This window comes from Halotalea alkalilenta (genome assembly GCF_001648175.1).
In the GTDB taxonomy this organism is placed as follows: Bacteria; Pseudomonadota; Gammaproteobacteria; order Pseudomonadales; family Halomonadaceae; genus Halotalea; species Halotalea alkalilenta_A.
In genome coordinates, this window is sequence record NZ_CP015243.1 from 4,185,439 (window position 1) to 4,210,070 (window position 24,632).

The following is a 24,632-nucleotide window of genomic DNA, read 5'->3' on the forward strand; positions in this document are numbered from 1 at the left end:
CGTCGGGGCTTCGCGGATCAGCGGATCAACGCACGCGAATCGATCGCCTCGAGCCCGAAGGCGGCGGCGATCTCTCCACGGGTCAGCACACCTTCGTGCGCATTGAGTCCGGACAAGAAGTTGCCGTTTTCCCGAAACGCCCTGCGCCACCCCTTGTCGGCCAGGGCAGCGACGTATGGCAAGGTCGCGCTGGTCAGCGCCTGGGTGGCCGTCCTCGGCACCGCACCCGGCATATTGGCGACGCAGTAATGGTTGATTCCATCGACCAGATAGGTGGGATTGTCATGGGTGGTCGGCCGGCTGGTCTCGAAGCAGCCGCCCTGGTCGATCGCGACGTCGACCAACACGCTCCCCGGGCGCATTTGCGCAAGCTGGGCCCGCTTGACCAGCTTCGGCGCCGCCGCTCCGGGAACCAGGACCGCACCGATCACCAGATCGGACTCCCGAATGGCCGCGGCGAGCGCGTCCTGGGTCGAATAGACCGTGCGCAAGCGCCCTCCATAGCGCTGGTCGAGCGCCTCGAGCCGCGCCAGGGAGAGATCGAACACGCTGACCTCGGCTCCCAAGCCAAGCGCCATACGGGCTGCGTTCTCACCCACTACGCCAGCGCCGATCACCGTCACCTTCGCAGGCGCCACTCCGGGGACGCCGGAAATCAGGATCCCAGCCCCACCCTGGGCGCGCTCCAGGCTATGAGCGCCGGCCTGCACCGACATACGCCCCGCCACGCGACTCATCGGCGCGAGCAGCGGCAGCCGTCCTTCGGCATCGGTAACGGTCTCGTAAGCGATCGACGTAGCCCGACTCTCGAGCAGCCCCTCGGTCAGCGCTCGATCGGCGGCAAGGTGGAGATAGGTGAACAGCATTTGACCAGCACCGAGCCGGGCGACCTCGCCGCGCTGTGGCTCCTTGACCTTGACGATCAGCTCCGCCTCGCTCCAGAGCCTATCGACCTCCACCGTCAACTCCGCACCGGCGTCGCCGTACTCGGCGTCGCTGAAGCCCGCCCCCGCGCCCGCTCCGCGCTCGACCATCACCCGGTGGCCTCGCGCCACGAGCTCACCCACCCCCGACGGGGTCAGGGCGACCCGATACTCATGGCTCTTGATCTCCTTGGGCAGCGCGATCTTCATCTTCACCTCCAGATTCGCATCGATACACCCTGAGCATAGCGAAACGATCCAGACACCGCGGCCGAACCCCATTTCCATGCGCGACTCATTGGTCGCAGCCGTGAAAGGGCTCAGTCGCGGAAGACGCGCACACCCAGCGCCTTGAGATAAGCGGTCTCGGGGATCGCCGGATGCACGGGATGATCCGGCCCTTGACGGCCATCGAAGAGAATCTGCGCATGGCGATCCTGATGGCGAGCAGCGCCCCTCACCACGTCGACCAACCGCTCGGGCGCCAGGTGCATCGAGCAGGAGGCCGAGACCAGCAGGCCATCACGCCCCAGCAGCCGCATCGCCTCGCGGTTGAGCCGTCCATAGGCGCGCTCCCCGTTGGGAATGTCCTTGCGCTTACGGATGAAGGCGGGAGGGTCGAGCACCACGATGTCGAACTGCTCGCCGGCAGCCTTGAGTGAGGCCAGCGCTTCGAAGGCGTCGGATTCGAGCGTCGAAACCCGCTCGGCGACACCGTTCAGCTCGGCATTGCCGGCGACCGCCTCGAGCGCACGAGCGGAGCTGTCGACACAGACCACCTGGGAGGCGCCATGCGCCGCGGCCTGCACGCCCCAGCCACCCACGTAGCTGAACACATCGAGCACCCGCTGCCCTTGGACCAGCCCGTTGAGCCAGGCGCGATTGACGCGGTGGTCGTAGAACCAGCCGGTCTTCTGCCCATCGACGGCCGAAGCCCGGAAGCGTACGCCGTTCTCCTCGAGCTCGATCTCACCGTCGAACTCGCCCTTGACCACCTCCACGCCCTGCTCGAGCTGCTCGAGACGGCGCCCGCTCGAATCATTGCGCAGTACGATGACGCGAGGCTTGAGCACTTTTTCGAGTGCATCGACGATCTCGTCTCGCAGCCGATCCATGCCCAGGGTATTGAGCTGCACCACCAGGACATCGCCGAAACGGTCGATCACAAGGCCCGGCAGCAGGTCGCCCTCGCCATGTATCAGCCGGTAGAAAGGCTTGTCGAACAAGCGCTGGCGCAGCCCGAGCGCCTGCTTGAAGCGATGGACCAGCAGCGAGCGATCGAGCCGCAGAGAGGGGTCGCGTGACACCACTCGTGCACAGATGAGCGAATTGGGATTGACATAGGCGACACCGATCGCGCGCCCGTTGGCCTCTTCGACCAAGGCCTGGGCGCCGGCTTCGAAACCTTTCAACGGCGTTACCGCGATATCGATTTCGTTGGAGTAGAGCCACAGGTGACCGGCCTTCAAGCGGCGATCGGCATTTTTCTTCAAGCGCAAGCGTTGAGTCACGGCAAGGAATTCCTGAAAAGGGAGGGCGATGGTTCAGCGCTGGCAGGTCGCGCAGAACACGCTGGCCCGCTGCCCCAGGGTGACCTGGAGCAACGGGGCCGCACAGCGGCGGCAAGGCTCGCCAGCGCGACCGTAGACGTTGAGTCTTTGAGCGAAGTAGCCCGGTTCACCCTGGCCGCTGACGAAATCGCGCAGCGTGGTGCCACCCTGCTCGATCGCCGCGGCAAGCACCTGCTTGATCGCAACGCAGAGCAACCGGTAGCGCTCGAGCGAAATACGACCCGCCGCGCGGCGCGGATCGATGCCGGCGATGAACAGCGCCTCGGCGGCATAGATATTGCCGACGCCGACCACCACCGCGTTGTCCATGATGAAGGTCTTCACCGCCGCGCGCTTGCCCCTCGACAGCCGATGGAGGCGATCCCCATCGAAGTCATCGGAGAGCGGCTCTGGGCCGAGGCGAATCAGTCGGCGATCGGCCAAGGGGTCGCCGGTGATGAAGTCGAGCGCGCCGAAACGGCGAGGATCATGGTAGCGCAGCAGCCAGCCCGAACTCATCCTCAGCTCGATGTGGTCGTGCCGCTTGGGCGCGTCCTGGCCTCGGGTCAGGCGCAGGCTGCCGGACATGCCCAGATGCCAAAGCAAGTGCCCCCCACCGACCGGCAGCAGCAGGTACTTCGCCCGGCGCATGATCGACCCCACCCGCTCACCGACGACACGCTCGGCGAGATCCGCGGGTACCGGCGAGCGCAGGCGCGACTCGCGCACCGTCACTTCCTCGATACGTTCGTTCTCGACGAAGGGAGCGATTCCGCGCCTGGTGGTTTCGACTTCGGGCAGTTCGGGCATGGGGCTCTTTGCTCCCGGTGAACGACCAGATACGAAGAACCCGGCGCTGGGCCGGGTTCCGCGTCACCGACAAAAGCCGAGCGGGCGCCTTGCGGCGCCGAACTCAGGCTTGCGATCCGAAAGGACCGCGGCGGCTTACTTGATCTTCGCTTCGCGGTAGATCACGTGCTTGCGCACGACCGGGTCGAACTTCTTGAATTCCAACTTGTCAGGCGTATTACGCTTGTTCTTGTTGGTGGTGTAGAAGTGACCGGTACCTGCAGAGGAGACCAGCTTGATCTTGTCACGCATGATGATGCTCTCCGGCTCTCAACGAGCTTGATGAACGTGGACGAGACTCGGCCCGGCGGGCGCTGATGCCATCAGGGTCGCCTAATGCGACCCAATGGCAAAATCAGACGCGCTCGCCGCGGGCGCGCAGCTCGCTGAGGACCTGCTCGATGCCTTTCTTGTCGATGATGCGCATTCCCTTGGAGGATACGCGCAGCTTGACGAAGCGTTTCTCGCCTTCGACCCAGAAGCGATGGGTGTGCAGGTTCGGAACGAACCGGCGACGCGTCTTGCGCTGGGAGTGTGAAACGTTGTTACCCGTCACCGGACGCTTGCCGGTGACCTGACATACCTGGGACATGCGTGCCTCCAACCGTTAGCCTGGCCGATCGAACTCGTGGGTGACGGGTCCAACCAGAAATCGTCTGTTCGAAGCGAACCCGCAACGGCCCGGTCGAGCAATCTCGATCGATCGCTTTCGCGAAGCCTCGTCACGGACGTATCTACGGGGATACTCGACCACTAACGCAAACACAAAGGGGCGGTGATCGTCGCGACGCACGGGAAGATTCGAATACCAAATTGACCTTGATGATGCCACGGGAACCAATGCGTCGATGAACGCTGAGAGGAACTCACCACGGGCACCTTAGATATCAAAGGCCGCATTTTATAGCAGAACGCGGGACAAGCGGCAACCCTGGGATGTCACAACCAGCCACGCTCCGCGAACGAGGTCATCTCGCCATCCCCGATGACGAAGTGGTCAAGCACCCGTACATCGACCAGCCCAAGCGCCTCGCGCAACCGGTGGGTGATGCGCCGGTCCGCTTCGCTCGGCTCAGAGACGCCGGACGGGTGGTTGTGGGCGAAGATGACCGCACCGGCGCCCAGCGCCAGGGTTCGCTTGACCACCTCGCGAGGATAGACCGCGGCGGCATCGAGCGTACCGCTGAACAGCCGCTCGAAACGCAGCATTCTATGCTGGTTATCGAGAAACATCGCCGCGAACACCTCGTGATCGAAATCTCGCATCTGCGCGTGCAGGAACTGACGCACAGCGCCTGGGGAATCGAAAGCGCTCGAGCGCATCAGCTGCGCTTCATAGTGCCGCCTCGCAAGCTCCAGCGCGGCCTGGAGCGTCACGTAGGCCGCCTCGCCCAAGCCATGACCGGCACAGAAGCGAGCGCGATCGGCGTCCAGCAGCGGCCTCAGGCCATCGAACTCGATGAGACGATCGCGGGCGAGATCCACCGCGGAGCGCCCGGCGACGCCGACCCTCAGGAAGATCGCCAACAGCTCCGCGTCCGACAGTGCGGCACACCCGTGGCGGAGAAGTTTTTCCCGGGGCCGTTCGGCCAGCGGCCATTGCTTGATGCTCATCTGCATTTCCCCCGGTGCGACTCGATACCCCTTCATCGGCATCGCCGCGGGTCGATTGACCCCCGGGTCGTTCCCAGCAATGACTCGCAGGCGCGATCAGCCGACAGGCTGATATACTCCGGCGGACGCGCGTCAAATGATCCCTGCGTTCATCCAGGTAGAACGCTCCACCACGAAACGAAGGAAGCTGAGACATGGTCAAGCTGGTACTCGTCCGTCACGGCGAAAGCGAGTGGAACAAGGCCAACCTGTTCACTGGTTGGGTCGATGTCGACCTCTCGGAACAGGGCGTCGAGGAAGCCAAACGCGCCGGTCGTCGGCTCAAGGCGGCGGGGCTTAGCTTCGACATCGCCTATACCTCGGTGCTCAAACGGGCGATCAAGACGCTCCACTATGCGCTCGAAGAACTCGATCAGCTGTGGATCGAGGAGCACAAGTCGTGGCGGCTCAACGAGCGCCACTATGGCGGCCTGTCAGGACTCGACAAAAAAGAGACGGCGGAGAAATACGGCGCCGAGCAGGTGCATATCTGGCGCCGCAGCTACGATGAACTGCCCCCCCTGCTCGACCGCGACAGCCCTTATCATCCGGCCAACGATCCGCGTTACAAAGACCTCGATCCGCGCTCGCTGCCGTCCGGTGAGAACCTCAAGGTGACCCTGGAACGGGTGATCCCCTTCTGGCAGGATCGCATCGCCCCACAGCTTCGCGACGGTCGTACCGTGCTGGTTGCCGCCCACGGCAACAGCCTGCGAGCGCTGGTGAAGTATCTCGAGTCGATCAGCGACGAAGAGATCATGAACCTCAACATCCCCACCGGCGTGCCATTGGTCTACGAGCTCAGTGACGACCTCGCGGTGGAGAAAAAGTACTACCTCGAGCGCGACTGAGCGACCCGACGTCGTAGTGCTCTACCCTGGCCCCGGGAGATAACGATGTTCGCCTCTCACCGCACCGGCACCTTGCTCGGCACTCGCATCCTGCTCGGCGTCAGCGGCGGCATCGCCGCCTACAAGAGCGCGGTGCTCGCGCGCCTGTTGAAAAAAGCAGGGGCCGAGGTGCGGGTGGTGATGACCGAAGGCGCCCAAGCTTTCATCCAGCCGCTCACCTTCCAGGCGCTTACCGGCGAACCGGTGGGGACGTCGCTGCTGGACCCGGAGGCCGAGGCGGGCATGGGGCATATCGAGCTCGCTCGCTGGGCCGAACTGATCCTGATCGCGCCGGCCAGCGCCAATCTCATCGCCCGTCTCTCCAGGGGACACGCCGATGACCTGCTCACCACGCTGTGCTTGGCGAGCGGCGCCGAGCGCATGCTTGCACCGGCGATGAACCAGCAGATGTGGGCCCATCCCGCGGTGCAGGAGAACGTCGACAGGCTGAAGGCCCAGGGCTGGGGGATCCTCGGCCCGGACGCGGGCGAGCAGGCCTGCGGCGATATCGGTAGCGGACGGATGATGGAGCCGGAAGCGATCATCGATACGCTCCAGGCCTCGCCGGGCCAGCGTCCGGCGGAAGGTCTCGAGATAGTCATCACCGCCGGCCCGACCCGGGAGGCCATCGACCCGGTTCGCTACCTGACCAACCACAGCTCCGGCAAGATGGGCTATGCCCTCGCCGCCGCCGCCCAAGCGCTCGGCGCCACTGTCACGCTGATCAGCGGGCCGGTGCGGCTGGCCACCCCGCCCGGCGTGGCGCGAGTCGATGTCGACAGCGCAGAGCAGATGCTCGATGCCGCCGAACGCGCAGCCATGACGGCGGACATCTTCATCGCTGCCGCGGCGGTGGCGGACTACCGTCCGGCCACCGCCGCGGAGCAGAAGATCAAGAAAGGCAGCGAAGACGAGCTGGTCCTGCGCCTGATCAAGAACCCAGACGTCGTTGCCACCATCGCGGCAGGCGAGAACGCCCCCTTCACCGTGGGGTTCGCCGCGGAGACCGAGGCGCTCGAGCATCACGCGCTCGACAAACTCGAGCGCAAGCGGCTGATGATGATCGTCGCCAACCAGGTCGGCGGCGGCCTCGGCTTCGACCGCGACGACAACGCAGCGACGCTTTACTGGCGCGAACCAGAAGAGCAGATACGCAGCGAGCGCTTCGACGCCCAGCCCAAGAGCGCGCTGGCCGAGAAGCTGATCATGCGGATCGTTGCCCACTATCGCAGCGCGACAAGCGCCTGAACCCATACCCAGAACCAGGAGAGCACTTCGATGCCACGCATTGAAGTCAGGATTCTCGATCCTCGACTCAAGGACCACCCCCTGCCCCATTACGCCACCGCTGGCAGCGCCGGCATGGACCTGCGCGCCCTCCTCGATGCCCCGCTGACGCTGGCGCCCGGGGAGTGCGAGCTGGTGCGCACCGGGCTCGCCCTGCACATCAAGGACCCGGCCTACGCGGGCCTGGTACTGCCACGTTCAGGGCTGGGCCACAAGCGAGGCATCGTGCTCGGCAACCTGGTCGGGCTGATCGATGCCGATTATCAAGGCGAACTGATGATTTCGGTGTGGAACCGGGGCCTGGAAACGGTCACCATCGAACCCTTCGAGCGCATCGCCCAGTACGTACTGGTGCCGGTACTCAAGGCCGAGCTCGAAGTGGTCGAATCGTTCGAGGCCAGCACCCGCGGAGAGGGTGGTTTCGGCCACTCCGGTCGCCACTGACGAAGGCCAGGACACAAGAGATCATCGCAATGTACCAACAAGGACATGACCCGGCCTCGGTGGTGGAGATACTCTCCGAGGCGCTGCCCTACATCCAGCGCTATGCCGGCAAGACCATCGTGGTCAAGTACGGTGGCAACGCCATGACCGACGATACCCTGGTCGACTCATTCGCCCGAGACATCGTGCTGATGAAGACCGTTGGGCTCAATCCGGTGGTAGTGCACGGCGGTGGGCCGCAGATCGGCATCCTGCTCGAGCGACTGGGCATCGAGTCACGCTTCGTCGACGGCATGCGCGTCACCGACGCCGCTACCATGGACGTGGTCGAAATGGTCCTCGGCGGCCAGGTCAACAAGAGCATCGTCAACCAGATCAATCTCGCTGGCGGCAAGGCGATCGGCCTGACCGGAAAGGACAATGCCCAGATTCGCGCCCGCCGGCTGAAGATCGAGCGTCGCTCTCCCGAGCTGAGCGCGCCGGAGATCATCGACATTGGCCATGTCGGCGAGATCACCAGGATCTCGACCGACCTGATCGAGATGCTCACCCAGGCGGACTACATCCCGGTGATCGCACCGATCGGCGTCGATGACCAAGGAAACTCCTACAATATCAACGCCGACGTGGTCGCCGGCCGCATCGCCGAGGCGCTCAGCGCCGAGCGGTTGATGCTGCTGACCAACGTCGCTGGGCTACTCGACGCCGATGGCAAGGTGATGACTGGGTTGACCGTCGAGGACGTCGACCGCTTGATCGAGGAGGGTGTGATTTACGGCGGTATGCTGCCGAAGATCCGCTGCGCCCTCGAGGCGGTGAAGGGCGGCGTCGACAGCGCGGTGATCGTCGATGGCCGCGTGCCTCATGCAACCCTGCTCGAAATCTTCACCAATGCAGGCGCGGGAACCCTGATCAGTGCTACGCCGCGAAGCTGAGCACATCCACGAAGCGACCATAACGAATCGACGCCATGACGCAGGAAACCCAAGCGACCTCCCGCCGCGAGCAGATTCTCCAGACGCTCGCGGAGATGCTCGAGCAGGAGAACGGTGGACGGATCACCACTGCGGCACTCGCCCGTCAGGTCGGCGTCTCCGAGGCAGCTCTCTATCGCCACTTCCCCAGCAAGGCCAAGATGTTCGAAGCCTTGATCGGCTTCATCGAACAGTCGGTGTTCGAGCGCATCCAGGCGATCATCGAGGGTACCCGGCGCGACCAGGCCCCGGCGAGCGAATGCATACGCCTGATCCTCACCCTGGTACTCACCTTCGCCTCGCGCAATCCTGGCCTCTGCCGGCTGCTCAATGGCGAGATCCTGAGTGGCGACGTCGCCCGTCTTCGCCCACGCATGGCGCAGTTCTTCGAGCGGCTCGAGACCCAGCTCAAGCAAGTACTGCGTGAGGCCGAGATCCAGCAGGGGCTGCGCCTGCCGAGCACGGTGACGACCTATGCCAACCTGCTGATGAGCGTCATCGAGGGCCGCATCGGTCAATACGTGCGCAGCGGCTTCCGTCGAGCGCCCACTGAGCTATGGGAAGACCAGTGGCAGCTGTTGGCGGCCCCTCTCACCGGCCTCGCCCACCTTCGCCCGTGACAGCCACTGGACGGGCATGAGAAAAAGCCCCGGCGCCTTTGAACTGCCCCCCAATAGTTGGACGGTTGGTTCTCTCAGCCGGTGGCCATGGCCTGAGTCCTGTACTGTACGGGGCTCAGGCCTTTTAGTTTCATTTTGATCCGCTCGTGGTTGTAGTAATCGATGTAACGATCGAGACCTCGCTGCAGCTTCTCAACATTATCGAACGGCTCAGGTGAAAGTATTCGGCCTTCAGGGTACCAAGGAAGCTCTCCATCGCGGCATTGTCCAGGCAGTTGCCCTGGCGTGACATGCTTTGGGTCAGCGCCTGTCTGCCGCAAAACGGCGGTGAAGCTACGGTAGCCATAGCATGCACGTTCTCAGATCCACACATCATTCTGGGCCGTCCGCTCTCCCGTCCAGTCGCCCGTGTTCAACACGCCGCGCGGCTCGATCAGCATCAGTTTGACTTCATGCTCAGCATAGGGCTTGTGCTCGACCCCTTTGGGAACGACATACAGCTCGCCTTGCCGCAGCAAGACGTTGCCATCGCGGAAGTCAATGCGCAGCTCGCCCTCAAGCACAAGGAAGGCTTCGTCGGTATCTGCGTGAGTGTGCCAAACGAAGTGGCCTTCCAGGCGAACGATCTTGAATTGGTAGTCGTTCATTTCAGCGACGACCTTGGGCGTCCATTGCTCGCTGAAAAGCGCGAACTTCTGCGCAAAGTTGATGCCGTGTTGGCGGCCTGTGCCGGGTGTCGGTGTCATGCTGAAATCCTGATGAAAGCCAGAAGTCAGCATGTTAGAAAAGCACCGCCTGCGGGTCTTGCACGATCGTGCAGGTCGCTGCCGTGAACCTACCGGGGCCGCTTGATCCGTTTCAGCCATCGCGCCGGGGGAACGCCATAGGCCGAGGTGAACTGGCGCGCCATATGGCTCTGGTCGAAGAAACCAGCCCTCAGCGCCGATTCGGCGATGGTCAGGCCCGACAGCATCAGCCGCCGGGAGAAATCGAGGCGGCGCATCGTCAGATAACGATAGGGACTGGTGCCGTAGAGCGACCGGAAATCCCGGCATAGCTGCCAGCGATCCAAGCCACTGGTTTCTGCCAGCGTATCCAGCGTGATGATTTGATCCAGCGCGTCATGGATATAGGCCCGAGCACGTTCCACTGCGATGAAATCGGGATGACGCCGGATACGGCGCTGCCCGGCAACGGCGACCAAGGCATGCGCCAGGTCGTGCAGCGCATCTTCTTCTTCCATCGGGTCGATGCCCGCATCCATGCCTTGCAGCAAGGGCGCCAGTGCGGCCTGGAGCCGTGGATCGCTGGACAGACCGCCCTCGATGAAGGGGAGCGGCTTGCCGCCGAGAATCTGTTGGATCAAGGAAGGCTCGATGTACGCCATCCGGTAGTGAAAGCCGGCCTCGGTGCCCGCCTCGCCATCATGGAGTTCATCGGGATGCAACACCAGGATGGTTCCGGGCAGGCTATGGCGCTGGGCGCGGCGATACTGGAAGCTCTGCACGCCCGCCAGGGTGAGGCCAATGGCATAGGTGTCGTGTCGATGCGGGGCGTAACCGTACCCGCCGAAATAGGCTTCGATGCGCTCGATCTTTCCCGGTCGGGTGGCGTGCTGAACCCAATCGTAAGGTGTTGTTGTTTTAGCCATCCTGTTTTTCCACATAGAAACGCGGCCTGACAAGGAATCGGCACACAGGTTCGCAATCCTACTTCCCTACGAGGAATTGCAGGTAGAAAAACTGAAGCATCGAATGACACCTGGTTCGGTCGCGTCGGCGTTTTCGCCGCCGGGCTTTCGGGCTGCGCCCCGCCGCAACGAACTGCCCCCGAAGGTTGGATCGGGTGTCCAACCTTCGGGGGCAGTTCATCTTGCGGCGCCGGGGCTTTTCTTCAGAGCGAGGTTCGAAGGGTGGATCAGGCGAGTTCGCGCGACTCCTCGCCCATCATCATACGAAGCTTCTTCATCGCGCTCTTTTCGAGCTGACGAATCCGCTCGGCCGAAACGCCGTAGATATCGGCGAGTTCATGCAAGGTGGCTTTCTGATCGCCCAGCCAGCGCTGCTGGAGAATGTCGCGGGAGCGCTCATCGAGGCGGCTGAGCGCCATCGCGAGCCGCCGCGAGGCATCCTCTTCGGAGTCCGCGACCTCGAGCTGTGTCGCCGGGTCGAAGCGATCGTCTTCGAGGTAGTTGGCCGGTGCCAGATAGCTCTGCTCGTCGTCGTCGCCCGGGCCCGCATCGAAGCCGGCGTCGTTGGAGGCGAGACGGCCCTCCATTTCACGCACCACCTGCGGCTTGACGTCGAGATCCTTGGCGATCGCCTCGACCTCGTCGGTGTTGAGCCAGGCAAGCCGTTTCTTGGCGCTGCGCAGGTTGAAGAACAGCTTGCGCTGCGCCTTGGTGGTAGCGACCTTGACGATCCGCCAGTTGCGCAGCACGAACTCGTGGATCTCGGCTTTGATCCAATGGACCGCGAAGGATACCAAGCGTACCCCTTGGGTCGGATCGAAGCGCTTGACCGCCTTCATCAGGCCGACGTTGCCTTCCTGGATCAGGTCGGCCTGGGGCAGGCCATAGCCCGAATAGCTGCGCGCGATATGGACCACGAAGCGCAGGTGGGACATGACCAGCCGGCGGGCGGAATCGAGATCGCCGTGCTCGCGCAGGCGCGTTGCAAGCGCCTGCTCTTCCTCTACCGAGAGGACGGGAATGTTGTTGACGGTCTGAATGTAACCGTTGAGATCATGGCCCGGAGAGAGATGACCGATGGCCTGAAGACTATTACCCATGTTTGGCTGTCTCCTTGCGACTTGGCCGGATGAACTGGCCGAATAAAGAAAAGAGCGTAACCCTGTGACACGTGGATGAAGATGACTCAATCGTGGCTGCTCTGGAAACCACCAGCTTGGACCACCGAACCGGTCCTGAGTTCCTCCCGGTCAGCGCGGACGGATCTCGGCGAGATGCCGGCCTACCGCCACCCAGGCGCCAATCAAGCTCAATAGTATACTACACGCGACCATCAGCAGCGAACCGCCGCCTCCGAGCGAGGGCAAAGCGTAGTCGCTGCCGTAGCTACGCGCCAGCGCACCAATCGGCGCGGAGAGCCAGCCACGACCCAGGGTCAGCAGCAGTACCGCGAGCACGCCACCGCCCAGCCCGAACCAAGCCCCACTGTAGAGGAATGGCCGGCGCACGAAGGCCCGGGTCGCGCCGATCAGCGTCACTACCTCGATCTCCTTGCGCCGATTCTCCACCGCAAGCCGGATGGTGTTGCCGACCACCAGCAGCACACCGAAACCGAACAGCACCGCCAGTCCCAGGGTCAAGCGCTGGCCCAGCGCACCCAGCTCACGCAAGCGCTCGAGCCAAGCGAGGTCGAGACGCGCCTCGTCGACGCCTTCCAGCGTCCCCAAGCGCTCGGCCAGTCGCTCGGCCTCCGCGGGATCACGCTCGAGCGGCGTGACCAAGAGCGTCGCCGGCAGCGGGTTGGCGTCGAGCAGCGACAGCGTATCGCCCACCCCAAGGGCCTGCTGGAACTCCTGAAGCCCCTGTTCGGCGGTGATCACCTCGACCTCGGACACGCCTGGCTCGCCCCGCACTCGCTCGGCCAGCCCCATGACCTGCTCGCTGCCGCTACCGGGGGAGAGATAGAGGGTCATTCGCGCGCTGTCGTCGAAACTATGATCGAGCGCACGCACGCTGCCGAGTCCGAGCCAGAGCATCGCCGGCAGGACCAGGGCGATCGCGATCGCGAGCATGGTGAACAGCGAGGAGAAAGGCTGGCGCACGAGCCGCCGCCCGCTGTCCACCGCGACCTGACGGTGGTGGCGCAGCCAGGCCTGATAGCGGCTGTCGAGGGATATCCGCTGGGCGCGCGCGCCCTTGCGCGGGCGCGGCTCGCGCGTGGCCGCCTTTGGCGTACGTTTCATGCAGCCTCCTCATCGGCGATCAGGCGGCCTTCGCGCAGCCGCAGGATACGGTGACGAAGACGAGCGATCAGCGCCAGGTCGTGGCTCGCCAGCAGCACCGTGGTGCCGATCCGATTGAAATCCTCGAAAAGTCGCATGATGTCGGCGGAGAGCTGGGGGTCGAGGTTACCGGTCGGCTCGTCGGCGAGCAGCAGCGCGGGCTTGTTGACCACCGCCCTGGCGATGCCGACACGCTGCTGCTCGCCGCCGGAAAGCTCGATCGGCAGCGCCCGCTCGCGATGCAGCAGGCCCACCTTGTCGAGCGCCGCGCGCACCCGGCGCGCGGCATCCAAAGGAGGCACCCCCTGGATCAGCAGCGGCAGAGCGACGTTGTCGAACACACTGCGATCGAACAACAGCTGGTGGTCCTGGAATACCACGCCGATCTGGCGTCGATAGAACGGCACCTGCCCGGCGCTGAGCGAGGCCAGGTCGCGCCCAGCGACCAGCACCCGCCCCCGGCTCGGTCGCTCGAGGCAGGTGAGCAGCTTGAGGACCGAACTCTTGCCCGCCCCTGAGTGGCCGGTGAGGAACACCATCTCGCCGCGCTCGATCGAGAAATTGAGATCGGCGATCGCCTCGAAGCGTCCGCCATAGCGCTTGCCCACGTGCTCGAAGGTGATCATCGCCATCGGCTAGCTGCTCCGCTGATCGAACAGGGCATCGACGAACGGCTTGGCCTCGAATGGACGCAGGTCGTCGAGGGTTTCCCCGACGCCGATGAAACGAATCGGGATCTCGAGCTGCTTGGCCAAGGCGAAGATCACCCCCCCTTCGCCGTGCCATCGAGCTTGGTAAGCGCAATGCCGGTGATCGGCACCGCGTCTCCAAAGGTCTGCGCCTGGCTGATCGCGTTCTGACCGGTGCCGGCGTCGACCACCAGCAGCACCTCATGGGGCGCCTCGGCGTCCAGCTTGGCCATCACCCGGCGGACCTTCTTCAGCTCTTCCATCAGGTGGCTCTTGTTGTGCAGCCGCCCCGCGGTATCGGCGATGAGGATGTCGGTGCCGCGCGAACGCGCCGCCGACAAAGCATCGAAAATCACCGAGGCGCTGTCCGCACCGGTATGCTGGGCGATCACCGGCACCTTGTTGCGCTCGCCCCAGACCTGGAGCTGCTCGACCGCGGCGGCACGGAAGGTATCCCCCGCCGCGAGCATCACCGAGCGCCCCTCGCGCTGGAAGCGCCGGGCGAGCTTGCCGATGGTAGTGGTCTTGCCGACGCCGTTGACCCCGACCACCAGGATCACGAACGGCCCCTGGCCCTTCGGCGGCAGGGGCATCGGCCGCTCCACCGGGAGCAGCATGGCGGCGAGCTCCTCCTGCAGGGCGCGATAGAGCGCCTGGGCGCTGGAAAGCTCGCGCCGGGACACTCGCTCGGTCAGCCGGTCGATGATCACCGTAGTCGCCTCGACCCCGACGTCCGCCATCAGCAGTTGGGTCTCGAGATCCTCGATCAGCTCATCGTCAATCTCTTTCTCACCGAGAAACAGAGTAGCGATGCCGCCGGTCAGGTTGCTGCGGGTCTTGCTCAAACCCTGGCGGATCCGCGAGAACCAGCCGCGGGATTCATCCGGCTCGACCGGCTCGGCGTCCAGCGCCTCTTGCGGCGGCGCGGCGAGCACCTCGCGGCCGGCGATCAAGGGGGGCTCATCGCTCGCTGGCGTCTCGCTCACCTGCCCGTCCGGCGCACCATCGCGCTGAGGAGGCGGCTCGGGAGCGGTGGCTTCCTCCGTACGCGGCGCAGCGGCGGGCAGCGGCGAGGGTTCGCCCTCGGCAAGATCATCGCGCTGTGTCGACTCAGGCTCGGCAAGGGGCGGGATTTCGGCCGACGGCAACCCCTCGCCTTCTCTCGGCTCGGCGATCTGCGGCGATTGGGAAGGCTCCGACTGCTGCGGGGAGCGCTCGTCTTGCTGCTTCTTGCGTTTGAAAAAACCGAACATGGGAAATCATCATGCCTGTAAAGGAGATGGGCCGAATCACCGCTCGGTGACCCAGTGACGCTGCGCCTCGGCGGGCATGCCGCAGGCGAAAATGGTCGCGCCCTAAACGTTTCGGCATCCTATCACTTGCGACCCTGACCCGGGTACAATCGCGCGCCATGAGCCCAAAACGCCCGCCCTCCCACCCCCGCACTCGGCCCGCAGGACGGGTACGCCTGATCGGCGGCCGCCTCAAACGCAGCGTGATCGAAGTGCTCGACAGCCCCGGCCTTCGACCGACGCCAGACCGGGTCCGCGAGACCTTGTTCAACTGGCTTGCCTTCGAACTCGCCGGGGTCCGCGTGCTCGATCCATTCGCCGGCAGCGGCGCGCTCGGTTTCGAGGCGATCTCGCGCGGTGCCGCGAAGGCGCTGATGATCGAGCGCGATCGCCGGGTCGCAGGGCTGCTGCGTGACAATGCCCGCCGCCTCGGCATCGGGGAGCAGATCGAGGTACGCGAGGCGGATGCGCTCGTCCAGCTCGCCCGGACGCCGGATGAACCATACGACCTGGTCTTCCTCGACCCGCCATTCCACCAGGGACTGGCGGCCGCAGCCGCGGCGCTGCTCGAACGGCATGGCTGGCTCACCGAGCGGGCGCTGATCTATCTCGAATGTGAATCGAGCCTGGCGACGCCGGTACCGGCAAATTGGCAGGCGCTGCGCGACACCCGCGCGGGCGAGACACAAGCCCGGCTCTATCGTCGTGCGCCGACGGGCTGATCGGCGCTTGCTGACCTGCCCGCCCTTCGGGCATGCTGGCGCGACGCGGCGATCCAGCCAAACTCACGACCGAACCAACCGCAGCAATTATCCGTAGTAAATGCCAGGAGGCACGCCCAAGATGAGCACCGAACTCTTCGACCAGCTCGAACAGAAGGTCAGCAATGCACTCGATACCATCGAGATGCTGCGCATGGAGGTAGAGGAGCTCCGCGAAGAGAATCAGCGGCTTCTCAACGAGCGCCAGCAGGGCGAATCACGCCTCAACGATATTCTCGCGCGCTTCAACCAGATCGAGCAGCAGAACTCGAACGCTCCCCAGGATCCTGCCCAGGGCTTCCAGCCCAACCAGGAAGCGACGCAGCCGAGCGAGCAGCAGCACTACTGAGCGCCATTCGGGGGCGCGCCACATCATCGCGCCCCCGCTACAGCGGCGCTCGACCCACCGCGGTTCCCCTCGACATCAAAAGCGCATCCTCGCGCCCGCTGCCCGCATCGGGGTAATAGCCGCGGCGCACTCCGTCCTCTGCGTAGCCGGCACGCCGATAGAGCGCGATCGCGCCTTGGTTCGACACCCGCACTTCGAGCAAGATCCGCTCCTTGCCCAGCGCACCGGCCCGAGACGCGCAGTGCTCGAGCAGCGCCAGCGCGATACCACGCCTGCGCCAGTCGGGAGATACGCCGATGATCTCGAGCTCGACGTCGAATAGCCCAACCCCTAGCACACAGTAGCCACGAACCACCCGCTGCTCACGATCGCGCCAGCCCCACACCTCGCGCGCGGGGTCCTCGAGCGCGGCCGCAAGCAGCGAGCGCGACCAGGGGGAGCCAGCGCTGGCGACTCGCTCGAGCGTATCGAGCTGCGCCAGCGCATCGACCTCGAGACGCTCGATCATCGTTCATCCATTCGCGAGAACGTCACGCAAGCGCGCCAGCGCAGGCCACAGACGCCGCTTCGCCTCGGCGCTCTCGAGCAGCGTCGCGAGACCAGGCGCAGCCAGCGCGGGCAGTTCCAGCAGCTCGCTTCGAACATCGTCGATGGCGAGCACCTCGCGCAGCCGCGAAGCGTCGTCTCCATCATCGGCGAACAGCAGCAGCCATTCGGGCGATGCGTTCGCGCCGATGCGCCCCTGGAGGAAAGCGCGCAGCCCTTCGCGCGCCTCGAGCAGCGGCTCCTCCACGCTCAGCCCTTCGATCATCGGCCAGTGGAACTCGACCAGCTCGCCCAACTGGCGCTGATTCGCCCCGACCGCTGAGAACAGCGCATCGAGCAGGCTGAGCTGTCGTGGATCGGGTCGGTCTCCGACGCTCATCACCAACCAGCGCCGCTCGACCACGATGGCGGTAAAGGAGAACCGCAGCGGCGCCTGGGACACCGCCGCGGGTGCCGGCGCTTCCGTGGCTGCTGCGGGCGCTGGCGTCGTCTCGGCCTGCTCCTCGCCGAGCAGCGCGCGCGCGCTGGCGGGCGGGGGCGCAGGCGTGACGGCAGAGACATCCGCCATGGCGGTGTCTTCACTGCGAGACCGCTCGACCGACTCGGACTCGCGCAGCAGCGCCTGCAGCCGAGTGGCAGGCGCCACTCCCTGCTCTTCGGCTGACTCCAGCGGCCATTCGCAGGCGTCGATGGGTCGTGCGTTGGGCAACTGATAGCGCGCGGTCCAAAGCGTCAGCCCCATCGCCTCGAGATACTGCAACTGGTGATGGGGCGCGGCCGCGCTGGGGCATGACATGGGCGAATTCCTAGGCGTACGCGGGAGGGCTTGTGGCACTGCGGTATCAGGCAATGCGCCCACCGCCGCGGCAGTCGGGCGAAGCGGGAATCTCACCGTGCCGGCGCTCCCACTCGCGAGGCGTATAGAGGTGCAGTGCGAGCGCATGGATGGGCCCTGCGAGCTCCTCGTCGAGCAGACCATAGATCCGCTGGTGGCGCTTCACCGGCATCAAGCCTTCGAACGCCTCGCTGACCAAGGTGACTTTGAAGTGGGTCTCGGAATCAGGTGGGACGTGGTGGAGATGACTTTCGTTCTCGACCTGCAAAAACCGCGGCGAAAGCTGACCGAGCTTGGCTTCGATGCGTTGTTGAACGTTCATGGATTCTCCGGATCGAGCGAATGTCAGCGGATGCGCCGATGGTGGAGGCGCGGCTAGCGGCATTGCGCGCGGGATTCAGCGATCAGCCTCGCAGGAGCACGCGCAGAGCGGCCATTCGCAAAAGGCTCACGACCAGCGCCACTGCCGCGAACAGCGAGGCGACCCACAGCGCCAACCCCACCGGCAGCGTCGCGGCATGGCTTGAGAAGATTATTCCAGAAAGCGCCAGGGCGACCAAGGCGGCCCCTACGCTTTGCGCAAAGGTGCGCACCGTGGCGAGAACGCCCGATGCCCGGTTGCTCAGCGCCAGCGGCAGGCTGGCCATCATCTCCCGATTGTTCGGCGCCTGATAGGCGCCGAACCCCAGTCCGCAGAGCGCCGAGCGCCATAGCACGTCGACCACTTGAGGCGCGGGCTCGGCGGCGAGTAGCGCCAGCGACAGCACCCCCGCGCAGAAGAGCAAAAGCCCACAGGTCGCCACCCTGGGCGCGGGCACCCGATCGGCCAGTCGCCCGGCCAGAGGCGCGGCGATCATGATCGCCAGCGGCCAGGGGGTGAATAGCAGTCCGGACACCAGCGGCGAGAATCCTTGCGCGTTCTGGAACAAGAAGGGTAGCGCAACGAAAGCCATGGTCTGGGCGACGAAGCTGAAGAACGAGGTCAGCGCCGCCAGCGAGAAACGCGGCTCACGGAACATCGACAGCGGCAGCAGTGGGTGAGACGTGCGCCGCTGGCGCTGCAGGAAGGCCAGCGCCGCGACCGCGCTGAGAGCAAGCCAGAGCAGCGCGCTGCTCCACCCATCGTCGGCACGCAGGCGATCGACGCCGATCACACAGGGGCCGAGTGCCAGCGCCGACAGCATCGCGCCGAGCAGGTCGAAGGGGCGGCCGTTGCCGCTCTCGCGTGGCAGGAAGCGAGCGGCGATCACCAGCGCCGCCAGCCCGACCGGCAGATTGATGTAGAAAAGCCACCGCCAGTCGGCGATCGTCAGCAAAAGTCCACCGAGGGTCGGTCCAGCGGCCAGCGCCGTGGCGACGCTCATCGCGACCATGCCGATCGCGGCTCCGAGCAGCCGGGAGGGGAAGATACGTCGATTGAGCGAGGGGCCGATGCTCATTACCGCCGCAGCCCCGAGCCCCTGCACCGCGCGCCAGAACACCAGGGTCTCGAAAGAATCCGACAGCGCACAGCCCAGCGAGGAGACCACGAACAGCGAGAGGCCGCCGAGATAGAGCCGGTATCGACCGATCCGGTCACCGAGCGCGGCGCAGGAGAGAATCACCGCGGCCGCGACCAGCTGGTAGATGTTGCTGATCCATACCGCCGATGCGGAGTCGATCGACAGCGAGTGCGCCATCGTTGGCAGCGCCACGCTGACCATGGTGGTGTCGAGCACCACCATCAGCGTCGCCAGCAGTACCGACACCATCGCCGGCAGGCGATGCGCGGGCGGCAGCCCATCATCTCCCGGCCGGGAGGAGAACAGGCCGTCCTTCATCTATGCTGCGCGGCGATGCAGCACCACATCGCGCGCGGCGTCTCGAATCACGCCTCGTCCTCGTCGAGGGGCTGAGCGTCGAGCACCTCGTCATCCTCGAGATCGAGCGCTAGATAGCTGTGCTCGACGCGCAGGAAGCGTTCGAACAGCGCCCAATCGAGTGTCTCGGGCCACAGCCGGGAATCCTCCTCCCAGGCGCGCAGCTCGCTCTCGAGGATGTCGAGATAGCGCTCGCGGACATAGGCCAGAAGCGCTTCCTCGGTATCCATCTCACCGATCAGGTAGACGGTACTCTCGCGCTCGACATCCGCCAGGTTCAGATCATCCTCTCCCTCGGTCGCTTCCAGCAGGTTGATCCAGTCGACGAAGGCCTGGGTCGGCTTGACGCTCAGCGCCGAACGATTGACCAATCTCATCTTGAAACTCCTCACCTGGGAGGTGGACGTTGGCGATATGCCGCCGGGACTTCAATCAGCGATGGGGCGCATCGCCGGGAACAGCAGCACGTCGCGAATCGAAGCGCTATTGGTGAGCAGCATCACTAAACGATCGATGCCGATGCCCTCGCCCGCGGTCGGCGGCATGCCGTACTCGAGCGCGCGCACATAGTCGGCGTCATAGTACATGGCTTCGAGATCTCCGGCGTCCTTTTCCGCTGCCTGGGCACGGAAGCGCGCCGCCTGATCCTCGGCGTCGTTGAGCTCGGAGAAACCGTTGGCGATCTCGCGCCCACCAACGAAGAACTCGAAGCGGTCGGTGACCTCGGGATCGCGGTCGCTGCGCCGCGCCAGCGGGCTGACCTCGGCCGGATACTCGGTGATGAAGGTCGGCTTGACCAAGCGATGCTCGGCGACCGCTTCGAACACCTCGGTGAGGCGCTTGCCATGACCCCAACTGGGCTTGAGCTCGATGCCGAGGCGCTGGGCGAGCGCGGTGATGCCGTCGAGGCTTTCGAGTTCGCAAGCCTCGATCCCCTCACCATATCGAAGTACCGCATCCTTCATGCTCAGCCGGTCGAACGGCTCGGCCAGATCGAGCTCGATCGCCGCTTCATCGTGCCCGAGCATGATCCTGGTGCTACCGAGCACCTCGAGAGCGACCTCGCGCAGCATCTCTTCGGTGAGATCGATCAGGTCCCGGTAGTCGGCGTATCCCCAGTAGAACTCGAGCATGGTGAACTCGGGATTATGCCGGGTGGAAAGCCCCTCGTTCCTGAAGTTACGGTTGATCTCGAAGACCCGCTCGAAACCGCCCACCACCAAGCGCTTGAGATAGAGCTCAGGGGCGATCCGCAGGTACATATCGAGATCGAGCGCGTTGTGATGGGTGACGAACGGTCTGGCGCTGGCGCCGCCGGGAATCGGCTGCAGCATCGGCGTCTCGACTTCCATGAACGCACGCTCGGTGAGGAAGCGCCGGATCGCCGCGATCACCCCAGCGCGAACCCGGAAGGTCTCGCGAACCTCCGGATTCATGATCAGATCGACGTAGCGCTGACGGTAGCGGCTCTCCTGGTCGGTGAGACCGTGGAACTTGTCCGGCAGCGGCCGCAGCCCCTTGGTCAGCAGGCGCGCCTCGCGCATCAATACGTAGAGATCGCCCTTGCCGGATTTGTGCACCGGCCCATGCGCGCCGACGATGTCACCGATATCCCACCCCTTGACCTCTTCGAGCGTCTCAGTATCGAGCCCGTGCTTGTCGACGTAGAGCTGAATCTGGCCACTCACGTCCTGGATCACGATGAACGGGCCCCGCTTGCGCATCACCCGCCCGGCGACCGCCGCCTGGCGATCGAGCGCCTCGAGCGCCGGCTTGTCATACCCACCGAGTTCGAGCTCGAGCTCCGAAGCCAAGCTGTCACGGCGAAAATCGTTGGGGAAGGCGCTGGTGCCCCGCTCGTTAGCCCGCTCGCGCAGCTGGCTCAGCTTGGCGCGGCGCTCCTGGATCAGATGATTTTCCGGCTCCTGGCCGGGCAACGCGGTGCTTTCAGAGGGGTCCTGGTGGGGCATGGTGTATCCTGTCTCGATAGCTTCAAAGCAGTCGATGGTAATGGAAATCTAAACGAGTTCCGGCGAGCCGTGATGGCATCGCCGGGCGGATCATAGCGGCTCAGAGCCCTTGCTTGAGGCTGGCGACGATGAATTCGTCGAGATCGCCATCGAGCACTTTATCGCAGTTGCTGGTCTGCACCCCGGTGCGCAGGTCCTTGATCCGCTGGTCGTCAAGAACGTAGGAGCGGATCTGGCTGCCCCAGCCGATATCGGACTTCGAATCCTCGAGCTTTTGCTTTTCAGCGTTCCTGAGCTGCATTTCGCGCTCGTAGAGCTTCGCCTTGAGCATCTTCATCGCGCGGTCGCGGTTGTTGTGCTGCGAACGCTCGGTCTGGCAGGAGACCACCACGCCAGTCGGCACGTGGGTGATCCGCACCGCCGAATCGGTGGTGTTGACGTGCTGCCCACCGGCGCCGCTCGAGCGATAGGTATCGGTGCGCAGGTCCGCCGGGTTGATGTCGATCTCGATATTGTCGTCGACCTCGGGAGAGAGGAACACCGAAGAGAACGAGGTATGCCGACGCCCGCCCGAGTCGAACGGGCTCTTGCGCACCAGCCGGTGCACGCCGGTCTCGGTACGCAGCCAGCCGAAGGCATATTCGCCGCGGATGTGCACGGTCGCCGACTTGATCCCCGCCACCTCGCCGGCGCTGACCTCGACCAGCTCGGTGTCGAAGCCGTGATGCTCGGCCCAGCGCAGGTACATGCGCAGCAGCATGTTGGCCCAGTCCTGCGCCTCGGTGCCACCGGAGCCGGCCTGGATGTCGAGATAGGCGTTGTTGGCGTCCATCTCGCCCGAGAACATGCGCCGGAACTCGAGCGCGGCGAGGCGCTCCTCGAGGCGGTCGATCTCGACCACGATCTCCTCGACGGTGGCCTCGTCATCCTCCATCACCGCCAACTCGAGCAGCTCGGCATTGTCGCCAACCCCAGCGTCGAGGGCGTCGATGGTCGACACCACCTGCTCGAGCTGGGCGCGCTCGCGTCCGAGCTTCTGAGCGTATTCGGGATCGTTCCAGACCGTCGGGTTCTCGAGCTCGCGGTTGACTTCTTCTAGCCGGTCTTTCTTTTCGGCGTAGTCAAAGATACCCCCTCAGGACGTCGGCGCGTTGCGCCAGATCCTTGAGCTGGGCGTTGATCGGATTGATCTCTCGCATATTGGCTACCGTGGTGTCTGTACGCACGCCGAGACGGGCGGCGCAGGAGAAAACGTCGGCGCCTCACGGCAGGTGGCATTCACCAAACCTTCCCGGGGCGCATCAGAGGGGGAGCATTGTAGGGCATCGCCCAGCGCAGCGTCATCCGCGCCATATCGACGGTTCGCGACCGCCCGACCGATCGAACCGCCCTTGCCCACCCTATAAGCAAAGAGCCAGAGTGAATTGGCCGAGATACTCAAAGGCTGGCTAAAGTGGCAACGGGCCCGAGACGAGGGCTAAAGTGAACTTGAAGCATCGGGACCATCTCGTCGAACGATAATCAGAAGGGAACACCAACCGGATGAAGCGCACTCTTGTCCACGCCACGCTGCTCACCGCCATGCTGGGGCTACCGGCCCTCGCCCAGGCAGAAACCCTCCGGGTCGGGATCATCGGCGACCCCGCCTCGCTCAGTCCGCCGAAGATCACCGGCGGCGTATGGGAAGAAGATGTGCTGCGCGATCTGTTCGCCGGGCTCATCGACGTCTCGAGCGACGGCCAGGTGATCCCCGGCGTCGCCGAGCGCTGGGAGGTATCCGAAGACGGAAAGACCTACACCTTCCACCTGCGCGACTCGAAATGGTCCGACGGCGAGCCGGTCACCGCCTCCGACTTCGTCTTCGCGCTGCGCTATGCGATCGACCCGAGCAACGCCGCCACTGGTGCCGAGCGGCTCTACCCGCTGGTCAATGGCCAGCGCATCGCCGAGGGCGAGGCCGAACCGGACACCCTCGGCGCGAGAGCGGTCGACGACCATACCCTCGAACTCACCCTGAGCGAACCCGCCGCGTACTTCCTCAAGATGCTGGTGCTGCCGATCTTCTATCCCCTGCCAGAGCACGCGGTGCAACAGCATGGCGACGACTGGAGCCGCCCCGACCGGATCGTGGTCAACGGTGCGTTCAAACCGACCCAGTGGATATCGGGCACCGAACTGACCACGGTCAAGAACCCGGAATACTTCGACGCCGAGAACGTAGCGCTCGACGGCGTGCGCTACTTCCCGATGGAGGACCGCGAGGCAGGGATCACCCGCTTCCGCGCCAACGAACTCGACGTGCTGCGGGACTTCCCCGCTTCACGCCATACCTTCCTCCAGCAGACGCTGCCCGATGCGGTTCACATCACACCCAATCTCGGCAGCTACTACTATACCTTCAACCTGCGCGACAGCCAGCCGACCGCGGATCAGAGAGTGCGCGAAGCGCTGAGCCTCGCCATTCGCCGTGACGTGATCGCCGACCAGCTGCTCGAAGGCGCGGTCTCTCCCTCCAATGCACTGGTGCCGACCAGTGTCAGCGACTACACCCCCCAGCCCCAGCCGGGTCTCGACCAACCGATCGAGCAACGCCTGGAGCGCGCCCGGGAGCTGCTCGCGGAAGCAGGCTACGGGCCCGACGAGCCGCTCGAGCTGACCCTGAGTTTCAACGCCGGTACAGAACAGCAGCGTATCGCGGTGGCGATCGCGGCGATGTGGCAACCACTCGGCGTCCGGGTGCGGATGAACAGCGCCGAGGCCAACGTGCACTACGCCAACCTCCGCCAGGGCGACTTCCAGATCGGGCGCGCCGCCTGGATCTCGAGCTACGACGACCCACAGAACTTCCTGCAACTGGTCTACTCCGCCGGCAACAACTACGGCGACTACCAGGACCCGACCTTCCGCGACTTGTTCGCCCGCTCCAACGTCGAACAGGATGCGGCCAAGCGGCGCGAGCTGCTCGAGCAGGCCGAGCGGCGGCTGTCTTCCCAGTTCGTGCATGCCCCGATCTATCTGTACACCGCACGCAATCTGGTCAACCCGAACGTCGAAGGCTGGCAAGACAACGCTCTCGACATCCACCCTGCGCGGTGGATCAGTATCGAGGCCCAGTAGCTCCCGCTACCGACCGGCGGCTGCCGGTCGGTGCTCTGCGACCATCGTACTG

26 protein-coding genes and 2 pseudogenes are annotated in these 24,632 nt (G+C 64.7%); 8 read left to right on the forward strand and 20 right to left on the reverse strand.

The genetic code is table 11. From position 1 onward, the window contains the following. Positions 1 to 17: 17 nt before the first annotated feature. From ald to radC, 6 genes are all read right to left on the reverse strand, one after another. Positions 18 to 1,133: an alanine dehydrogenase gene (gene ald, locus A5892_RS18700; RefSeq protein WP_064124625.1), complete on the reverse strand. Its 1,116-nt coding sequence runs from the start codon at positions 1,131 to 1,133 to the stop codon at positions 18 to 20. Positions 1,134 to 1,243: 110 nt separating this feature from the next. Beyond that, the gene (locus A5892_RS18705; RefSeq protein ID WP_064124073.1) at positions 1,244 to 2,434 is read right to left on the reverse strand and encodes a class I SAM-dependent rRNA methyltransferase; all 1,191 of its coding nucleotides are present in this window, start codon (positions 2,432 to 2,434) and stop codon (positions 1,244 to 1,246) included. Positions 2,435 to 2,467: 33 nt separating this feature from the next. Next, positions 2,468 to 3,283: a bifunctional DNA-formamidopyrimidine glycosylase/DNA-(apurinic or apyrimidinic site) lyase gene (gene mutM / locus A5892_RS18710; RefSeq protein ID WP_064124074.1), complete on the reverse strand. Its 816-nt coding sequence runs from the start codon at positions 3,281 to 3,283 to the stop codon at positions 2,468 to 2,470. Between the two features lie 135 nt (positions 3,284 to 3,418). Beyond that, a complete protein-coding gene (rpmG, locus tag A5892_RS18715) occupies positions 3,419 to 3,574 on the reverse strand; it encodes a 50S ribosomal protein L33 (protein WP_027349991.1) in 156 nt (51 codons plus the stop codon). 103 nt (positions 3,575 to 3,677) lie between these two features. Then, positions 3,678 to 3,914 carry a 50S ribosomal protein L28 gene (gene rpmB, locus A5892_RS18720; RefSeq protein WP_027349992.1) on the reverse strand — a complete coding sequence of 79 codons (237 nt, stop codon included), beginning with the start codon at positions 3,912 to 3,914 and terminating at the stop codon, positions 3,678 to 3,680. A gap of 347 nt (positions 3,915 to 4,261) precedes the next feature. After that, entirely contained in the window at positions 4,262 to 4,936 is a 675-nt protein-coding gene (gene radC, locus A5892_RS18725; RefSeq protein ID WP_064124626.1) for a RadC family protein, read from the reverse strand. Between the two features lie 194 nt (positions 4,937 to 5,130). Here radC and gpmA point away from each other — a divergent pair, with 194 nt between their 5' ends. The 5 genes from gpmA to slmA are packed head-to-tail and all read left to right on the forward strand — an operon-like array spanning position 5,131 to position 9,190. Then, the gene (gpmA, locus tag A5892_RS18730; protein WP_064124075.1) at positions 5,131 to 5,826 is read left to right on the forward strand and encodes a 2,3-diphosphoglycerate-dependent phosphoglycerate mutase; all 696 of its coding nucleotides are present in this window, start codon (positions 5,131 to 5,133) and stop codon (positions 5,824 to 5,826) included. A 45-nt stretch (positions 5,827 to 5,871) separates the two neighbouring features. Continuing rightward, entirely contained in the window at positions 5,872 to 7,113 is a 1,242-nt protein-coding gene (gene coaBC / locus A5892_RS18735) for a bifunctional phosphopantothenoylcysteine decarboxylase/phosphopantothenate--cysteine ligase CoaBC (RefSeq protein ID WP_064124076.1), read from the forward strand. 30 nt (positions 7,114 to 7,143) lie between these two features. Next, positions 7,144 to 7,596 (forward strand): dUTP diphosphatase, encoded by a 453-nt coding sequence (gene dut, locus A5892_RS18740; protein WP_064124077.1) that lies wholly within the window; start codon positions 7,144 to 7,146, stop codon positions 7,594 to 7,596. 29 nt (positions 7,597 to 7,625) lie between these two features. Further along, the gene (gene argB, locus A5892_RS18745) at positions 7,626 to 8,531 is read left to right on the forward strand and encodes an acetylglutamate kinase (protein ID WP_064124078.1); all 906 of its coding nucleotides are present in this window, start codon (positions 7,626 to 7,628) and stop codon (positions 8,529 to 8,531) included. 35 nt (positions 8,532 to 8,566) lie between these two features. Further along, positions 8,567 to 9,190 carry a nucleoid occlusion factor SlmA gene (gene slmA / locus A5892_RS18750; RefSeq protein ID WP_064124079.1) on the forward strand — a complete coding sequence of 208 codons (624 nt, stop codon included), beginning with the start codon at positions 8,567 to 8,569 and terminating at the stop codon, positions 9,188 to 9,190. 74 nt (positions 9,191 to 9,264) lie between these two features. On the opposite strand, the pseudogene A5892_RS20025 reads toward slmA, so the two are convergent. From A5892_RS20025 to ftsY, 7 genes and pseudogenes are all read right to left on the reverse strand, one after another. Further along, a pseudogene (locus A5892_RS20025) lies at positions 9,265 to 9,503 on the reverse strand (transposase); the annotation flags it as partial. 46 nt (positions 9,504 to 9,549) lie between these two features. Continuing rightward, on the reverse strand, positions 9,550 to 9,936 hold the full coding sequence (locus A5892_RS18755; protein WP_052365087.1) for a cupin domain-containing protein: 387 nt from the start codon (positions 9,934 to 9,936) through the stop codon (positions 9,550 to 9,552). Between the two features lie 89 nt (positions 9,937 to 10,025). Continuing rightward, positions 10,026 to 10,856: an AraC family transcriptional regulator gene (locus A5892_RS18760; protein ID WP_223302737.1), complete on the reverse strand. Its 831-nt coding sequence runs from the start codon at positions 10,854 to 10,856 to the stop codon at positions 10,026 to 10,028. A gap of 251 nt (positions 10,857 to 11,107) precedes the next feature. After that, complete coding sequence (rpoH, locus tag A5892_RS18765) at positions 11,108 to 11,980, reverse strand: RNA polymerase sigma factor RpoH (protein WP_064124081.1); 873 nt, start codon at positions 11,978 to 11,980, stop codon at positions 11,108 to 11,110. Positions 11,981 to 12,130: 150 nt separating this feature from the next. Then, entirely contained in the window at positions 12,131 to 13,123 is a 993-nt protein-coding gene (ftsX, locus tag A5892_RS18770; RefSeq protein ID WP_064124082.1) for a permease-like cell division protein FtsX, read from the reverse strand. Continuing rightward, positions 13,120 to 13,788, reverse strand: a complete 669-nt coding sequence (ftsE, locus tag A5892_RS18775; protein ID WP_027350003.1) for a cell division ATP-binding protein FtsE — start codon at positions 13,786 to 13,788, stop codon at positions 13,120 to 13,122. The genes ftsX and ftsE overlap by 4 nt, the downstream gene beginning before the upstream one ends. Positions 13,789 to 13,797: 9 nt before the next feature. Further along, positions 13,798 to 15,104, reverse strand: a pseudogene (gene ftsY / locus A5892_RS18780) (signal recognition particle-docking protein FtsY). Between the two features lie 158 nt (positions 15,105 to 15,262). Between ftsY and rsmD the strand changes: the two are divergent. After that, positions 15,263 to 15,865, forward strand: a complete 603-nt coding sequence (gene rsmD, locus A5892_RS18785) for a 16S rRNA (guanine(966)-N(2))-methyltransferase RsmD (protein WP_064124083.1) — start codon at positions 15,263 to 15,265, stop codon at positions 15,863 to 15,865. A gap of 121 nt (positions 15,866 to 15,986) precedes the next feature. After that, positions 15,987 to 16,253, forward strand: coding sequence for a cell division protein ZapB (locus A5892_RS18790; RefSeq protein WP_064124084.1), 267 nt, complete (start codon positions 15,987 to 15,989; stop codon positions 16,251 to 16,253). A 37-nt stretch (positions 16,254 to 16,290) separates the two neighbouring features. Here A5892_RS18790 and rimI read toward each other — a convergent pair whose 3' ends face one another. The 7 genes from rimI to prfB form a co-directional block, all read right to left on the reverse strand. After that, positions 16,291 to 16,761: a ribosomal protein S18-alanine N-acetyltransferase gene (gene rimI / locus A5892_RS18795; RefSeq protein WP_064124085.1), complete on the reverse strand. Its 471-nt coding sequence runs from the start codon at positions 16,759 to 16,761 to the stop codon at positions 16,291 to 16,293. Between the two features lie 3 nt (positions 16,762 to 16,764). Next, positions 16,765 to 17,595, reverse strand: coding sequence for a hypothetical protein (locus A5892_RS18800; RefSeq protein ID WP_064124086.1), 831 nt, complete (start codon positions 17,593 to 17,595; stop codon positions 16,765 to 16,767). A 46-nt stretch (positions 17,596 to 17,641) separates the two neighbouring features. Further along, positions 17,642 to 17,956 (reverse strand): BolA family protein, encoded by a 315-nt coding sequence (locus tag A5892_RS18805; protein WP_064124087.1) that lies wholly within the window; start codon positions 17,954 to 17,956, stop codon positions 17,642 to 17,644. A gap of 82 nt (positions 17,957 to 18,038) precedes the next feature. Beyond that, positions 18,039 to 19,454: an MFS transporter gene (locus A5892_RS18810; protein ID WP_064124088.1), complete on the reverse strand. Its 1,416-nt coding sequence runs from the start codon at positions 19,452 to 19,454 to the stop codon at positions 18,039 to 18,041. A 47-nt stretch (positions 19,455 to 19,501) separates the two neighbouring features. Further along, entirely contained in the window at positions 19,502 to 19,870 is a 369-nt protein-coding gene (locus A5892_RS18815) for a hypothetical protein (RefSeq protein ID WP_064124089.1), read from the reverse strand. Between the two features lie 51 nt (positions 19,871 to 19,921). Further along, the gene (gene lysS / locus A5892_RS18820) at positions 19,922 to 21,463 is read right to left on the reverse strand and encodes a lysine--tRNA ligase (RefSeq protein WP_064124090.1); all 1,542 of its coding nucleotides are present in this window, start codon (positions 21,461 to 21,463) and stop codon (positions 19,922 to 19,924) included. 100 nt (positions 21,464 to 21,563) lie between these two features. Then, positions 21,564 to 22,662 (reverse strand): peptide chain release factor 2 gene (gene prfB, locus A5892_RS18825; RefSeq protein ID WP_150123602.1). Its coding sequence is split into 2 segments (ribosomal slippage): positions 21,564 to 22,586 and positions 22,588 to 22,662, totalling 1,098 coding nucleotides; the frame shifts between segments, so codons are not numbered across the junction. Between the two features lie 343 nt (positions 22,663 to 23,005). Here prfB and A5892_RS18830 point away from each other — a divergent pair. Then, positions 23,006 to 24,580 (forward strand): peptide ABC transporter substrate-binding protein, encoded by a 1,575-nt coding sequence (locus A5892_RS18830; protein ID WP_064124092.1) that lies wholly within the window; start codon positions 23,006 to 23,008, stop codon positions 24,578 to 24,580. The last annotated feature ends 52 nt before the right edge of the window (positions 24,581 to 24,632 follow it).